Annotated in this window: 16 protein-coding genes and 1 pseudogene; 5 read left to right on the top strand and 12 right to left on the bottom strand. The window is 52.7% G+C overall.

Going from position 1 to position 13,581, the window contains the following annotated elements:
- Window positions 1-29 precede the first annotated feature (29 nt).
- The 7 genes from BM485_16950 to BM485_16920 all read right to left on the bottom strand — a co-directional run bounded on the left by BM485_16950 (window position 30) and on the right by BM485_16920 (window position 6,708).
- Entirely contained in the window at window positions 30-2,012 is a 1,983-nt protein-coding gene (locus tag BM485_16950) for a hypothetical protein (GenBank protein OKY73812.1), read from the bottom strand.
- A gap of 3 nt (window positions 2,013-2,015) precedes the next feature.
- A complete protein-coding gene (locus tag BM485_16945; protein OKY73749.1) occupies window positions 2,016-3,542 on the bottom strand; it encodes a glucose-6-phosphate dehydrogenase in 1,527 nt (508 codons plus the stop codon).
- Between the two features lie 79 nt (window positions 3,543-3,621).
- The gene (locus BM485_16940; GenBank protein ID OKY73748.1) at window positions 3,622-4,524 is read right to left on the bottom strand and encodes a 6-phosphogluconate dehydrogenase (decarboxylating); all 903 of its coding nucleotides are present in this window, start codon (window positions 4,522-4,524) and stop codon (window positions 3,622-3,624) included.
- 323 nt (window positions 4,525-4,847) lie between these two features.
- Window positions 4,848-5,288: a hypothetical protein gene (locus tag BM485_16935; GenBank protein OKY73747.1), complete on the bottom strand. Its 441-nt coding sequence runs from the start codon at window positions 5,286-5,288 to the stop codon at window positions 4,848-4,850.
- 25 nt (window positions 5,289-5,313) lie between these two features.
- The gene (locus BM485_16930) at window positions 5,314-5,526 is read right to left on the bottom strand and encodes a hypothetical protein (protein OKY73746.1); all 213 of its coding nucleotides are present in this window, start codon (window positions 5,524-5,526) and stop codon (window positions 5,314-5,316) included.
- 27 nt (window positions 5,527-5,553) lie between these two features.
- Window positions 5,554-6,105 carry a hypothetical protein gene (locus tag BM485_16925; protein OKY73745.1) on the bottom strand — a complete coding sequence of 184 codons (552 nt, stop codon included), beginning with the start codon at window positions 6,103-6,105 and terminating at the stop codon, window positions 5,554-5,556.
- 384 nt (window positions 6,106-6,489) lie between these two features.
- Complete coding sequence (locus BM485_16920; GenBank protein ID OKY73744.1) at window positions 6,490-6,708, bottom strand: hypothetical protein; 219 nt, start codon at window positions 6,706-6,708, stop codon at window positions 6,490-6,492.
- On the opposite strand from BM485_16920, the gene BM485_16915 reads away from it, so the two are divergent.
- The 4 genes from BM485_16915 (at window position 6,676) to BM485_16900 (ending at window position 9,197) form a co-directional block, all read left to right on the top strand.
- Window positions 6,676-6,858: a hypothetical protein gene (locus BM485_16915; GenBank protein OKY73811.1), complete on the top strand. Its 183-nt coding sequence runs from the start codon at window positions 6,676-6,678 to the stop codon at window positions 6,856-6,858. The genes BM485_16920 and BM485_16915 overlap by 33 nt on opposite strands.
- A gap of 8 nt (window positions 6,859-6,866) precedes the next feature.
- Window positions 6,867-8,402, top strand: a complete 1,536-nt coding sequence (locus tag BM485_16910) for an ATP-dependent protease (protein ID OKY73743.1) — start codon at window positions 6,867-6,869, stop codon at window positions 8,400-8,402.
- Entirely contained in the window at window positions 8,399-8,755 is a 357-nt protein-coding gene (locus tag BM485_16905) for a hypothetical protein (GenBank protein ID OKY73742.1), read from the top strand. Before BM485_16910 ends, BM485_16905 begins: the two co-directional genes overlap by 4 nt.
- Window positions 8,756-8,837: 82 nt before the next feature.
- Window positions 8,838-9,197 carry a hypothetical protein gene (locus BM485_16900; GenBank protein ID OKY73741.1) on the top strand — a complete coding sequence of 120 codons (360 nt, stop codon included), beginning with the start codon at window positions 8,838-8,840 and terminating at the stop codon, window positions 9,195-9,197.
- A gap of 51 nt (window positions 9,198-9,248) precedes the next feature.
- On the opposite strand, the gene BM485_16895 is transcribed toward BM485_16900, so the two are convergent.
- From BM485_16895 to BM485_16875, 5 genes are all read right to left on the bottom strand, one after another.
- A complete protein-coding gene (locus tag BM485_16895) occupies window positions 9,249-9,443 on the bottom strand; it encodes a hypothetical protein (protein ID OKY73740.1) in 195 nt (64 codons plus the stop codon).
- 249 nt (window positions 9,444-9,692) lie between these two features.
- Window positions 9,693-10,472, bottom strand: a complete 780-nt coding sequence (locus tag BM485_16890; protein OKY73739.1) for a hypothetical protein — start codon at window positions 10,470-10,472, stop codon at window positions 9,693-9,695.
- 25 nt (window positions 10,473-10,497) lie between these two features.
- Window positions 10,498-11,556 carry a hypothetical protein gene (locus BM485_16885; GenBank protein OKY73738.1) on the bottom strand — a complete coding sequence of 353 codons (1,059 nt, stop codon included), beginning with the start codon at window positions 11,554-11,556 and terminating at the stop codon, window positions 10,498-10,500.
- Window positions 11,557-11,671: 115 nt separating this feature from the next.
- A complete protein-coding gene (locus BM485_16880) occupies window positions 11,672-12,580 on the bottom strand; it encodes a hypothetical protein (protein ID OKY73737.1) in 909 nt (302 codons plus the stop codon).
- Window positions 12,581-13,156, bottom strand: coding sequence for a flavoredoxin (locus BM485_16875; GenBank protein OKY73736.1), 576 nt, complete (start codon window positions 13,154-13,156; stop codon window positions 12,581-12,583).
- A gap of 205 nt (window positions 13,157-13,361) precedes the next feature.
- Here BM485_16875 and BM485_16870 point away from each other — a divergent pair.
- Window positions 13,362-13,460: pseudogene (locus tag BM485_16870) on the top strand (transposase).
- Window positions 13,461-13,581: the final 121 nt, after the last annotated feature.

Genomic DNA, 13,581 nt, shown 5'->3' with positions numbered 1-13,581 from the left:
GGTTTTGGGTTGTGTTTATCCTGCGAATATCAATTCTGTTGCATCCTGCTTTTTTTATCCCGATACTCGAGCACGGCCTGAACAAATGTTGCATGGCTCCAGGTTAAAGGGCTGACGGAAAGCGGCTCGTTGGTGAACGGATGTACCTGTTCCGCCATGATGCCGCTTTTCAAGGTCCGCTCCGCCGTCCACTGAAGAATATCAAACGCCTTTTGCAGATCATCCACTGATTCAGCCCGGACAATATACCATTGGGCCAGCCACAGGGTGGAAATAAACCACGGGTTGCCCGGCACCCGTGCAACGTCCTCCGACACCTGATGATAGGGATCGTTTTCGTAACGGGCCATTCCCCCCACCCCTGTTTTTACCCACAGACGTTCGCGAACCGCTTCCATGGTGGAGACAATTTTCGGATGATCCGCCGGGAACATACCGAAATACCATAACCCTACGAGAGAAGCATCAAGGGTTGCATCAAACTCCCAGCCACCCTCTTTTTTCCTGTTAATCATGCGGGCGAAACGACCGGCATTCTCCATCCACAAATATTTCCCCGCAGCCTTCTTTATTTCCTTTGCCCCATTGCGGTATTCAGCGGCCAGATCCTGTTGCCCAAAGGCGTGAACAAATTTGGCCGCTGCCTCGAGACCGGCCCAAACGGCGCCGACAGTCCAGCCATGCACCCCCCGCCTCTCCTCCCACAAATCCCAGGACGGCAACGGCAGCCCTGTTTCTTCGTCCCGGAAGGAAAGCAACCAGTTGGCGGCGCGGATGATCAAGCCGCGGTAATGGGGTTTAATGAACTCGATGTCGCGGAAACGGTCGAAATGTTTCCACAGGGCCCAGATGACCAGGGCGGTTTCATCCTCCTGGATCGGCAGTTCCTTGTCACCCTCCCGATACCAGCCGTGCCAGCTGGAAGCCAGGGAACCGTCCGGATTGTATTTGTGGAGCAGATATCCTTCCCGGGTTATGGCCTGATGGCAGAAGGCAAAGAAGCGGCCCGTTATTTCCGAGTAGCCGGCATCTATGAGAGCGGATGAAACAAGTGCGCCGTCCCGGGGCCACACATAGGAATAGGTGTCGCTGTTGAAATCCGTGATGTCGAAATCATTAGCGGCAAGGATCGCGCCATTGTTGTCGATCTGGGAGCGGAGAATGAGCAGGCTGCGGCGATAAAGCCCGGCAAGGGGCGAGGACGGCAACGTGACAGCCTCTTGTCCCTTGTTCGCCCAAAGTCGCCAGTAATCCCGGGTGCGGTTCAGGTAAGGATCAGCTCCTCGCCGGCAGAGATTTCGTTGAATTTCCATTACCTGGGAATAATCCTCGCCAACCGCGAGCCAGTACCACCCCTCGTCCTGTCCGTGAGACGGCACCTGTAAATGAAGGGCGACTACGGAATCAACACTGCCCTGGGCCACCGGATTGCCGGAAAGCAATCCATCCTCCGCGTCAAGCCAGGTGCCGACCTTGTCACCGACCCCCTTGATCCCCACCGCCCACTGATCAAGCCCGGAACCGCATGAACCCGGCCTTCCCCGGGAAGCGCTGACCAGAAACCAGCGTTTCCCCTTATAATGGAAAAGAAGCCGTTTCTGGGATTCATAGTAAGCACAGTCGCCTACCGAATGACCGCCGATACGCAAATCCTGCCCGAAAAAAAGACGAACTTCACGCTTTGTTGCCGCGTGATTGCGTACCGTGATTTTTTTTAAATAGAGATTAATGTGAAAATCGACACAATCGTGACAAACCAGTTCAAGCTCGAGATCCGGATGAAAAAGGGTCACCTCGGTGACGAGAGTATCCTCGAGATAAAGAAGACTGCGTTGCCAGCCCGAATCGGTGACCCAGCGGAACATATTGTCGACCCAGACACCGAACCGGCAGGGGCTGCCCGCCGTATGGTTTTCCTGACCGACATAGGGCCAGTAAATATCACGCAGCTGGTAGTTCGCATCAAAATTTATCATCAGGGAACCGTTTCCCACCGGAATGTCACGGGGCATCATTCACACCATTTCCCTTTCGTGAATTCTTTTTACCCAGAATGAGGCCGCATCCGGCCCCCAACTGCCGGCCGGATACACGTGGAGCTTCTGCTCCCGGCCTTGGCACTGTTCGCATTCGTTCAGCACCGGAGTAAGGATTTTCCATGACTGTTCAATGCCGTCCTGGCGCCAGAACAGCATTCGGTCACCCACGATACAGTCAAGCAGCAGCTTTTCATAGGCATCTAGCCCGGACCCTTGCGCATAGCGAAAATCCATGGTCATGGAGCGCAGACACATCCTGGAACCGGGTTTCTTGGTCTGAAAGGTCAGACTGATCCCCTCTTCCGGATGGATACCGAAAATCAGACGATTAGCCGCAATTTCCTCCCCGATCACCCGGCGGAACATGGAATGGGGGATCTCCTTGAACTGGACAACGATGCGGGTTTCCTTCCGCGCCATGCGCTTGCCGGAAACAAGATAAAACGGCACCCCCTGCCATCGCCAGTTCTCCACATACAGATGCATCAAGGCAAAGGTCGGGATGAGCGAACCGATCGCCACACCCGTCTCCTGCGGATAGCCGGGAACCGGGCTGCCGTCAATCTCGCCGGGTCCATACTGTCCCAGCACCACCTCATCCTCCCTGCGACGGAAGGGACGAACGGCGCGCAAGACCTTCACCTTTTCATCCCGCACCCCTTCCGACTCAAAATGGGCAGGAGGCTCCATGGCGATAAGCGACATGAGCTGCAGCATGTGATTCTGAAACATGTCCCGGATGACACCGGCCTGCTCGTAATATCCCGCCCTGTTCTCCACCCCCAGTTTTTCCGCCGCCATGATGCCGACATAGTCGATAAAACCGCGATTCCATACCGGCTCGAAAATGGCATTGGCAAAACGGAACATCAAAATATTCTGCACTGTTTCCTTGGCCAGATAATGGTCGATACGATAGATCTGGTCTTCCTGGAAATGGCTGTGCAGGATGGCGTCAAGGGCCAGAGCGCTGTCAAGGTCGCGGCCGAAAGGTTTTTCCACCACGATGCGCGACCAGCCTCTTTTCTTTTGGTGCTGGATCGAAAGCCCGCTCCGGCCCAATTGCTCGGCCACCACCGGATAGAGAGACGGCGGCAAGGCAAGGTCAAAAAGATAATTGCCGGCGGTCCCCATTTCACGGTCACGTTCCTGCAAAAAACCGGCAAGCCCCTGAAACGATTCAGGTGAATCATAGTCTATCCGGCAGTAAAAAAGAGAGGCGGCGAATCGTTGCCAGCCGGACATGCCTGATCGGCACTCAACGGAACAGGTTTCATGCAATCGGGCACGAAAGGATTCACTGGTCAAGTCGCTCCTGGCGCAGCCGACGATTGTCACAGGCACGGGCAGACTGTTGCGCAGATGCATCTGATAGAGAGCGGGGATCAGCTTGCGGGCGGCAAGATCGCCTGATGCGCCGAAAATGACAATGGTGCACGGCTCAAGTTGCCCGGCTTTCAGGCAGTCACAGCCGGCGTCGGGATCAAGGATTTTTTCATTCATGACTGGTTGTTCCTTAAGTCACCATCAGGGGAACGAAACGTTTGGCCGCGTTGGCGCGTTCAAGGGGTGAATACAGCAACTATTTCCCTTTTACCGCGTGGCCGCCGAACTCCCGACGCAGCGCGGCCAGCACTCTGTTTTCAAAGGAATTGTCCCGGCGGGAAGCAAAACGCTGAAAAAGCGCCATGGTTATGACCGGCGCCGGCACACTGCTTTCAATGGCCTGCTCCACCGTCCACCTTCCTTCCCCGGAGTCCTCGACATAACCGCTCAATTCGGCCAGATCAGGGTCCTTGGCAAAGGCGTCCTCGAGCAGCTCCAACAGCCAGGAACGGATAACGCTGCCCTGGTTCCACAAATGAGCAATACGGCCGAAATCAAGATGCCGGCTGAAGGCTGACGCTTCGAGCAGGGCAAAACCTTCACCATAGGCCTGCATCATGCCGTACTCGATGCCGTTGTGAATCATCTTGACAAAATGCCCCGCACCGGTCGGCCCGCAATACAGGTAGCCGTCCGCCGGAGCCAGGGTGCGAAAAAGAGGCTCCAGATAATCAAAAATCTTCTTCTCGCCGCCCACCATGGTGCAGTAGCCGACCGTCAGTCCCCAGATGCCGCCGCTCACTCCGGCATCGACATAATGAATTCCGGCTCCCTTCAGATAGGATTGCCGACGCTGATCATCCTGATAGCGGCTGTTGCCGCCCTCGACAATGATGTCACCCGCCTCAAGCAGGCCGCGTAATTTTTCCAGATGCTCGTCAACCGCCCGGCCCGCCGGCAGCATCAGCCAGACAATCCGGGGGGAATCGAGTTTTTCCGGGAGTTCCTCCAGCGAAAAGCACCCTTCCGCCCCCTCGTTGACGATTTCTTCCGTTTTGTCCGGACTGCGGTTATAGGCCACCACCTGATGCCCGCCCTGCAAAAGCCTGCGGGCCATGTTCATCCCCATTCTGCCCAGTCCGATCATAGCTGTTTTCATGAGAACTCTCCTGTGACTCAACTTTCCGACCTGGTTTCTTCGGCCGGAGTAAAGATACTGATGATAAAAATAATTTGTGGATATTGGTAACTATCCAGGTAGATAGGCTGAAGGCTGTAGACTGAAGGAAAAGCGCCTAAAATATGTAATACGACAGTACCGGCAGCCCTATAGCCTTCAGTCTACAGTCTAAACAGCTGGATAGTTACGGATATTGTATCATTGTTGGGGTTGATGAACGTGTAAAATCGTGATGAAAAATCGAAAAATAACGGAAAATCCGCAATCCGCATGCCCCGCCCCGCAAGTAACGACCTGACTATTCACGAATTGACGAGATTGGCAAGAACAAGTCCCCAAAAGGAACCGGCAAGATCCGACTGATAATGCCAGCCAAGATGGGCCGAGCAAACAGCGCAAAGCGAAAAACGCCAGGAACAGCCGGTAAACCAGGTACACTCCCTGGTCGGCGTTCCGTGGTGAACACAGCCGGGTGCGGCGGAAAAACAACCGATTTCAAAAACTTTCCCATGAGGATTGGCAAACACATGGCAATGACTGCCGTTGACCTCGATCATTCGGGAAAAAGAGGTGATGCGAGCCCGGCAGAATCGACAGTAAAACCAGTTATTGCCGTTACCCGTGTCGATTTCCTCATCACTGGTAAGCCGGGTGCTGCCGCCGCCCCTGAAATCACCATCCATTTCGCGGAAAATGAGTGGCCGCAGCGGGGAAAAGCCGCATTCCGCAAAGCGCGGAATCATGAAGGAACCTGGTTGCGGCAATCGCTTATTTCTCCGGCCACGACTGCACCCTTTCCTCGACAAAATAACAAAACCGATCCCAGGCAAATTCACGGCCGCTGACAGGACAACGCAGCGTCACTTTTTTTTCGTCAAGATCCGCAACCAGCCAGTCGCCGTGGCGCTTGCCGTCAACAATACGGATTTTGTCTCCCTTCTGAAAGGGATATTGCTTGAAAAGCTTGACCGATTCAGGCATGGCGCCACCTTGGGTTCACTATCATGCTTAAGAAAGAGAATATTTTTTGTACAACTGGGTAAGTCGGGTTTTTGCTTCGGTGAAAATGTGGGGGTTCAGCAAAGCTATTTCTTCGTGCGCTCTTTTAAACTCAAATTGAACATCACGAAAAACAAGCGTTTCATTTATGGAGGTATGAATGACGATCTCGGCAAGAGTGCCGCTGATCCGCAGATCGACGTCCTTCGAGGCACAATGCAAGTGCTTGTCTTTTTGAGCAAAAGCGGTGGACCGAATAATCTTCCGGGTAAAGCCGGACAGAGTCACCTCCACATGGGTAATGAACTCATCCATATCCGCATCCTTGATCTTGACCTTTTTTCGAATCTGGTCAAGGAACCAGTTTTTGAAAAAAGGCAGAAGTACATGATTGGCGAACACGTCCTCGATCTCATCTTCAGGAACGTCGAAATAATGGGATGCCAGTTCCCCGAAGAGCCTGTCCTGGTGACGCTCCTTGAGATTGAGAATATTCTCCATCTGGTTTCTCTGGATCAGCCCCTCTCGCAGGAGAATCCAGCCGAATTTTATCAATGCCATATCTCAACGTATCTGATTTTTTCTCCGGCATCAAATCATTTGATCAATTGAGAAAACAGCGGAGCCTCTTGCAAAATGACTCAAGATGATCATCAGATGCCAAGCTGAGCATGAAAGCGGATTTCCTTTCCCTTTGGAAGAAGGGCCGGGGTGAGGCGCTCAGCATTTCATGAAATTAACGGCACATCGTGGCGTCGTCCGGGAAAGGAAGGCTTCGTCTGTTTTGTGAATCACTGAATGTATTTCATTTTTTCCCGTGCTCATCATTCATCCCTTATCTTTTTTATTGTATTGTGGTAAAAAAATAAATGCATGAATCATGAGGCCCGGAAGAAGGCGAAGTTGCTTTTCCCTTGCGCCCGGTGATCTCGTGGCGGATTGCTATCAGCGAAAAACAGGAGAAAAATTATGAAAATACATTGGGCCTATTTCAGAAAAGGCTGAGCGTCCTGTGCGAAAGCCCAAGAGGCTCTTGGGAAGATCAAGGCGGAAATCATAACCGAAGTTGATGCCAGAAAAAATCCGATTGAGGAGGATGCTGCCTGGAAGCTGCTTGCCGGTGGAGAGACGATTTTTATTGCCGGCGGTCGCAAGACAAAACAATTTTCACCCAGCTCGGACAACAAAGAAGAGATACTGAAAGGAGCCCTTGGCCGCAGCGGCACTCTGCGGGCCCCGACTCTGCAGATCGGCAAAACATTTTATCTCGGGTTCAGCATCGCCATGTATGACGCGTTGACAGGAAAGGGCTGAACACGAAGATGCTCGCCAAGGTGCAGACCAGCACTGTTTTCGGTGTCGATGCACTGCCGGTTGAAGTCGAAGTGGATATCGTTTTCGGTCTGCCCGCCTTTTCCACTGTCGGCCTTGCCGAAGGTGCCGTCCGCGAAAGCAAGGATCGGGTAAGGGCCGCAATCAAAAACAGCGGCTACGATTTTCCAAACAAAAAGATAACCGTGAATCTTGCTCCGGCGGACATCAAGAAGGGGGGAACCGGGTTCGACCTTCCCATTGCCGTCGGCATTCTTGCGGCCGAGGAGATACTCCCCTCGGACAAACTCCCTTTGTACGCCGTGGTCGGCGAACTTGCCCTGGACGGCATCATTCGGCCTGTGCCGGGCATCCTCCCCATGGTTCTCGCCGCTCGCAAAGCTGGGCTCCAGGGAATCATGGTTCCGGTTGACAACGCGCCGGAAGCGGCGGTGGTGACGGGAATAGACGTCATCGGCATCAGTTTTCTGCACCAGGCGGTTGATTTTCTTGCCGGCAAAAAATCAATTCCCCCCGCCGTGGTTGACATGGAATCCTTGTTGACCAAACAGCAGGATTACCAGCTTGATTTCAGTGAAGTCAAAGGCCAGGAGCATGTCAAACGGGCCCTGGAAGTTGCGGCCGCCGGTGACCACAATGTGCTTTTGAGCGGCCCGCCGGGATCCGGCAAGACCATGCTGTCAAAACGGTTACCGACCATATTGCCGGATCTCAGTTTTGAAGAAGCTCTGGAGACAACCAAGATATACAGCGTCTGCGGCCTGCTGCCCGACAGATGCAGTCTGATGCCGCAGAGGCCGTTTCGCTCCCCGCATCACACCATTTCCGACGCCGGGCTTATCGGCGGGGGCAACATTCCCCGTCCGGGAGAAGTCTCCCTGGCCCATAACGGCGTTCTTTTTCTTGATGAACTGCCGGAATTCAAAAAAAACGTCCTGGAGGTGCTCAGGCAACCGCTGGAAGACGGCAAGGTGACCATTGCCAGAGCAACGTCGACTCTCACCTTTCCTGCCAGGTTCGTGCTGGTGGCGGCATTAAACCCCTGTCCCTGCGGTTATCTCGGCGACAACCGGCACGTCTGCACCTGCACTCCGCTGCAGATAAAACGCTACGCGGAAAAGCTCTCCGGTCCATTACTTGACAGAATCGATATCCATCTTGAGGTGCCGGCTGTTCCCTTCCAGGAAGTTGCATCAGCCGTTGAGGGTGAAAGCTCCGGGGAAATCAAGAAAAGGGTGGTAAAAGCCAGGAAAATACAGCAACAACGCTTTAAGGGCAGGAAAGGAATTTTCAGCAACAGCCAGATGACCAGCCGCGATCTGAAAAAATTCTGCCTCCTGAACGAAAAATCCCTCAGCCTGCTTGAAAGCGGCATGGCGCAACTTGGCCTGTCCGCCAGGGCCTATCACCGCATCCTGAAAATCGCCCGCACCATCGCCGATCTCGCCGGAGAAAAAGAAATCGGCTCCGGCCATATCGCCGAGGCCATCCAATATCGTCGCCTGGAAAGGAACCGTTTACCATGACCCAATCACTTCTTCTTATCTGCAGCGGCTTTATCGTCGGCATCGGTGCAGCCTTCACCGGACTCGGCGGCGGATTTCTCATCATCCCCCTGCTGCTTTTTCTCGGCTATACGGCGCAAAAAGCGGTGGGCACCTCATTCATGGCGATTCTGGTTATTGCCATATCCGCCGTCATTGCCCATAACAAACTGACTCATGTCGATTACCGGGCCGGCATCCTGCTCGGTATCGGCGGCATCGCCGGCGCCCAGATCGGCGCCCGGCTGGTGGAACACGTCTCCACCGCCAATTTCAAGAAAATTTTTGCCGTTATTCTGCTCGGACTGGCGGCCTATGTTTTTTTTAAAAACTAACGGGATATTTTTTGTTTTCCAGTCACTGATGTGGTAGAAACATTTATATTATCGATATCCCGTTAATTTTTTTGGTCCTGTTATGGAAAACAAAAAAAAGGAAAAAAGAAAAAGCAACCGAATTCCTGTTCAGTTTGACGTAACCGTTCTGCATGAAGGCGACTACCTCATCTCCTTTACCCGTGACATCTCGGCGGACGGCATGTTCATCAACACATCCACCCCGGTTTCCAAAGGAGAAAAAGTCTTGGTTGATTTTGCCATCGGCCTGGCAAAAGATATCAAGGTGAATGCTGAAGTCGCCTGGGTAAACCTGGACGGACCGGAAATCGACCGTGGGATGGGGGTCAAATTCATCAACGTTTCGCCGAAAATGAAAAAAAATATCCTGCTGCTGGTGAACCGGATCGCAATTCTCCCCGATGACAATTTAGTGCATTGACAAACTGGCCCATGGGGAATTCCGGTTAACTCGCGACATCATCTTCGTGCCTTATCCCCTGCGCCGCTCAGGATGCATCCGCCGGTCATTGGGTACGGAAATGGAAACAATGACATCTCCGCGCACGCTTTTACGGCGATCACGACGGTTACGCCGCCGTTCCTTCTTCTTGTCCGTAGTGTCATAGGCAGGTTTTTTTTCCGGATCCTTTTTGACGTAGGGTGTCTTGCCGATAATAATATCCATTTTTGTTCCTCCTCACTTCTGACTCTTCATTATTGTTCATACTTGTCATTTCGGAATATTTCAAAAAAAACTTAAATATCGGGTAACTATCCAGCTGTTTAGACTGTAGACTGAAGGCTATAGGGCTGCCGGTACTGTCGTATTACATATTTTAGGCGCTTTTCCTTCAGTCTACAGCCTTCAGCCTATCTACCTGGATAGTTACAATATCGGTTGATCAAAAAACGGTTGGGGTTTCCGTAAGGGACTTTATCGGCTTACCATGTCCACGCACCTGACCCACATGAGTCCGCCCAGTTCCACCTCAACCCTTTTGCCTTCGTACTCCACCATCTCTCCCTCGATCAAGGCTGCAAATCCCCACCAACCGGCCCTGGGCATGGTATAGGTGAAAACGCCGTTAATATCGGCGACCAGTACCTGGGTCCTGAACGGCTCGGCAGGAATCATTACCTCGCCGTTCCTGCTCCGATATGTAACCTCGATATCCGCAAAGGGAACAGGACGGCCGTTGTGCTTAACAACTCCCCGGAACGAATTGCCGGTCCAAAGCCCGTAGGGACGCACGAGCGGATCAATTTCAACAGGAAAACGAATCGGTTCATCCCAACCCGTTTCCCGTTCAAAACCGTTGACCACCACCTTGGCGTACTGCACGATAAGCTTTTTCTCCGTCGAATCCCAATAAGGAGCCGCGGCAACGGCAAAAACATGGTCTCCCGGATTTTGCACGGACGCGACAAATCCGTAAGCCGATTTCCGTTCAAGCTTCCCTGGGGCGAGCAGATCTTGCAAATCCGTTTTTTCGCCTCCATGGAGAACAAAAATCTGCTCCGGCGCCGCCATTTCCGGAACACGTTCCTTCCCTCCCGGATGACTAAAAGCCAGATTGACATCTATTTTTTGCGTTGACCCGGCAGTGACGATGTCGGTTGATGGAATAATTTCAAGAAAATGGCCCGACGCGGAAAAAGGGAAGGCGAGCAGAACCAGGCAAAGGAGGGCAGCCGGTATGTTTTTGCTTTGCATATGCTCCCTCAAGAAACAACAGGAATTATTTAGAATTCTGCGAATATGGCTCAAGAAATGCCGCAACAGCGTGTTTGACGACATCAGGGGAAAGGGTGTTGATGCAACGCGGGTCCGCACAATCCTTTTTGTTGCAATCCGGACACCGTTCCCGGCCGCGCAAAACAACGGCCCTGGCACAACGCGGCCCCCATTCAATTTCATCCTCGTAAGAAAAAAGCGCCGCAACGGCTGATCCCGCGGCAGCGGCCATATGCATTAAACCACTGTCGCTGCCGACAAAAATGCTGTTTTTCCCAAACAGGGCCAGAAGCTCTCCCAAACCGGACGTGCCGGCGAAATTCGTCACGGGACGATCCAGAGAAGCCATGATCCGACTCGCGGCTTTTTTTTCTCTTTCGCCGCCGATTAAAACCACCTGGCGTCCGTGTCGGGCAAACCAGTCGGCCACCTCGACGAAACATTCAAGGGGCCACAACTTCTGATTTCTGCTCCCGCCGGGATGAATGCAGATCATGGGCTCCCGCGGATTAATGCCCGCATCAGAAAGTTTCTTTTCCACAAGCAGCCTGTTGTCATCGGTTGCCTGCAAACAAAAAAAACTTTCATCGCCGGAGGCGCCGGTGGCCTCGGCGATCGCCTTGTAATGATAGGCCTTATGCTTGCCCTGCGGCAAAACAACCCTGTCCGTATAGACATCGGGACGCTCGGCGTTGCTGCGGGAAAATGACCTGCCCGCCCTGGAAACCTGGGTGAGAATGGAGGACGTGGCCCCCCCCTCAAGATCAATGGTGATATCAGGGTGAAGTTTTTTTATCTGCCGCAGAAATTTGAAATAGACAAACATGCGGGCAATAATGGAACCCTCATTTGCCATTTTTCGAGGATAAAACAAAGTCCGGGAGGGTTCAATGAGCGGTTCGACTATTTCCCTGAAGGCGGAATCAAAAACCAAATAATGGTCGTCATGCTGGAAATGCCTTTCAAGAGACATGACGGCGGGAAGGGCGACAATAAGATTTCCCAGATGGGAATCCGGCATCAGGGTCAGCACCGTTTGTCTTGCTTTTTCATATTCCGCCATTATCGTTTCTTCTCCTCCGTCCGGAAATTTATGCAACCATACCCCTTGTTAAAAGTGTAATACTAAAACAGGGATGTCTGTCAAGAAAGGTGTCATAAAAGGGGGAAAACATAATTCATTTTATCTTCGAAAAACGGCAGACAACCTCTTTACGTCCCGCCACCTCCCGGTATTTTTCCGCCGGATAACCGAGGGCTATAACGGCATGAACTTCCTCGCTCAGCGGAATCCCCAATGCCTGTTGAATGGCCCTGTCACGTTTCATGGCCTCAACGGCGAAACCGATGAGGCATGTTCCCAATCCCATGGCATGGGCGCCAAGCAGCATGTTTTCCGTGGCGAGCAGGGCGTCTTCGACCGGGCAGCTTGCCCCGTGCCGCGACCCGACCAGGATGACCGAAACCGCGCCATGAAAAAGACGGTCCTGCCCCTCTTCTTCCCAAAGCCGCACGCCATCGGCAATGGTCCGATAATACCTGCGATAATAATTGCCGAGCACGTCTCCCATGAAAATGCGGGACAGGAAACGCAGCAGCGGATTTGCCGCCTTGCGGTTGAGTTTCTTATAAAAGCGGCCGACAAGGTTGCCCAGCGCCATCACCTCACCCCGGGTCTCAAGCACGGTAAACGTCCAGGCCTGACTGTTGGTGCCGGATGGAGCAGTGATGCCGATCTTCACCAGGTCACAAAGAATGTTCCGGTCCATGGGCCTGGCAAGGTAGTTTCGGCACGAACGGCGAGAGCGCATCAAACGGACAAGTTCCGCCACATTCGTTTCTCCCCAGGGCAGCCAGGACGCATTCTCCGGGAACGTGGCAAAACCGAGAAGACCGTCTATTCCCTTTACGGAAACGGCCTGTTCAGGGCAGACCGCACAACAATGCCCGCAGGCGATACACGAGGTGCCGGCGGCCACCGCCTTGCCGTTTTGCAGGGAAAGGGAACGGTCGGGACAGACCCGCAGGCACTGGCCGCAGCCGGAACATTTGTCCGGGTCAATGACGACACCGATTCGTGCCGTCATTTATTGCTGCCGGAATTTCTTGCCCATGGAAAAGGCCTCGCCGACAGCAGCGCCGACGCCATGATATCTTCGAAGGCCGGGTGAAAAAAGAAGAGGTCGCAGTTTCTCAATCTCCGGCACATCCTTGTCCCCGAGGATATCGGCATCTGCCTTGACATCAACGATCTCACCTATGAACTGGGTATGCAGGCCGATTTCCACCACCTGCTTGAGTCGACATTCGAGAATCAAAGGAAATTCTCCTAGAAAGGGGGCATCAACCAGGGTGCTTCGTGTCGCGGTCAATTCGACGGCTCTTATTTTGTCGACGTTCCGGCCGGAACAAATACCGAAATAATCAATCTGCTCGGCATAATTTTCACCACCGATATTAACGGTGAAAGCCTTGCAGGCCATGATGCATCCGTGGGTGTAAGTGGCTTCCCGCAAAGACACGGCCACGCACGGAGGTTTTGAACAGCAGACTCCGCCCCAGGCTGCCGTCATCATATTTGCCCTGCCGTTTTCATCATAGCTGCCGATCACCCAAACCGGAGTTGGATAAACAAGTGTACTCGCTCCGAGAGATTTTTTCATTTTATTCCTCCATATTCTTTTCAGACTTGCTATTAATCAACAATACTACTATAATATTGCGTTGAAAAAACTTAAATTTCGGAAAACAGCGGTCGCAACCGACAGCCGTATGAAAAAGAGCCGGTCTGGAAAATTTGGACAGGCTGTTAAGTGAAAATTTTGCTCCAATCTGTTAAATTCACCAAAAACAGAAAGGAGTAAAAACATGACAAAGAGACCACGACGAAATCATTCCTCTGCATTCAAGGCAAAAGTTGCCATTGAAGCGGTCAGGGGGGAACAGACACTGGCCGAGCTCGCTCAGTGCTAACCTAAAATTGACCAGCAAAACGGGGTTGTGCTAACCGAATATTCCTGCTTGCTCTTGCCACTAACCCCCATCCCCGTGGACGGGAACAACGAAGCATGAAACTTTGAGAAAAATA

The organism is Desulfobulbaceae bacterium DB1 (genome assembly GCA_001914235.1).
Taxonomy (GTDB): Bacteria; Desulfobacterota; Desulfobulbia; order Desulfobulbales; family SURF-16; genus DB1.
This window is presented reverse-complemented; position numbering and strand designations above follow the sequence as displayed.

Bases quoted from the DNA above. Each gene is read 5' to 3' on its own strand.
- BM485_16950 (OKY73812.1), bottom strand. From the start codon at position 2,012: ATGCCCCGTGACATTCCGGTGGGAAACGGTTCCCTGATGATAAATTTT.
- BM485_16880 (OKY73737.1), bottom strand. From the start codon at position 12,580: ATGACGGCACGAATCGGTGTCGTCATTGACCCGGACAAATGTTCCGGC.
- BM485_16895 (OKY73740.1), bottom strand. From the start codon at position 9,443: ATGGATATTATTATCGGCAAGACACCCTACGTCAAAAAGGATCCGGAA.
- BM485_16905 (OKY73742.1), top strand. From the start codon at position 8,399: ATGACCCAATCACTTCTTCTTATCTGCAGCGGCTTTATCGTCGGCATC.
- BM485_16900 (OKY73741.1), top strand. From the start codon at position 8,838: ATGGAAAACAAAAAAAAGGAAAAAAGAAAAAGCAACCGAATTCCTGTT.
- BM485_16930 (OKY73746.1), bottom strand. From the start codon at position 5,526: ATGCCTGAATCGGTCAAGCTTTTCAAGCAATATCCCTTTCAGAAGGGA.
- BM485_16935 (OKY73747.1), bottom strand. From the start codon at position 5,288: ATGATTCCGCGCTTTGCGGAATGCGGCTTTTCCCCGCTGCGGCCACTC.
- BM485_16890 (OKY73739.1), bottom strand. From the start codon at position 10,472: ATGCAAAGCAAAAACATACCGGCTGCCCTCCTTTGCCTGGTTCTGCTC.
- BM485_16925 (OKY73745.1), bottom strand. From the start codon at position 6,105: ATGGCATTGATAAAATTCGGCTGGATTCTCCTGCGAGAGGGGCTGATC.
- BM485_16885 (OKY73738.1), bottom strand. From the start codon at position 11,556: ATGGCGGAATATGAAAAAGCAAGACAAACGGTGCTGACCCTGATGCCG.
- BM485_16945 (OKY73749.1), bottom strand. From the start codon at position 3,542: ATGAATGAAAAAATCCTTGATCCCGACGCCGGCTGTGACTGCCTGAAA.
- BM485_16940 (OKY73748.1), bottom strand. From the start codon at position 4,524: ATGAAAACAGCTATGATCGGACTGGGCAGAATGGGGATGAACATGGCC.
- BM485_16910 (OKY73743.1), top strand. From the start codon at position 6,867: ATGCTCGCCAAGGTGCAGACCAGCACTGTTTTCGGTGTCGATGCACTG.
- BM485_16875 (OKY73736.1), bottom strand. From the start codon at position 13,156: ATGAAAAAATCTCTCGGAGCGAGTACACTTGTTTATCCAACTCCGGTT.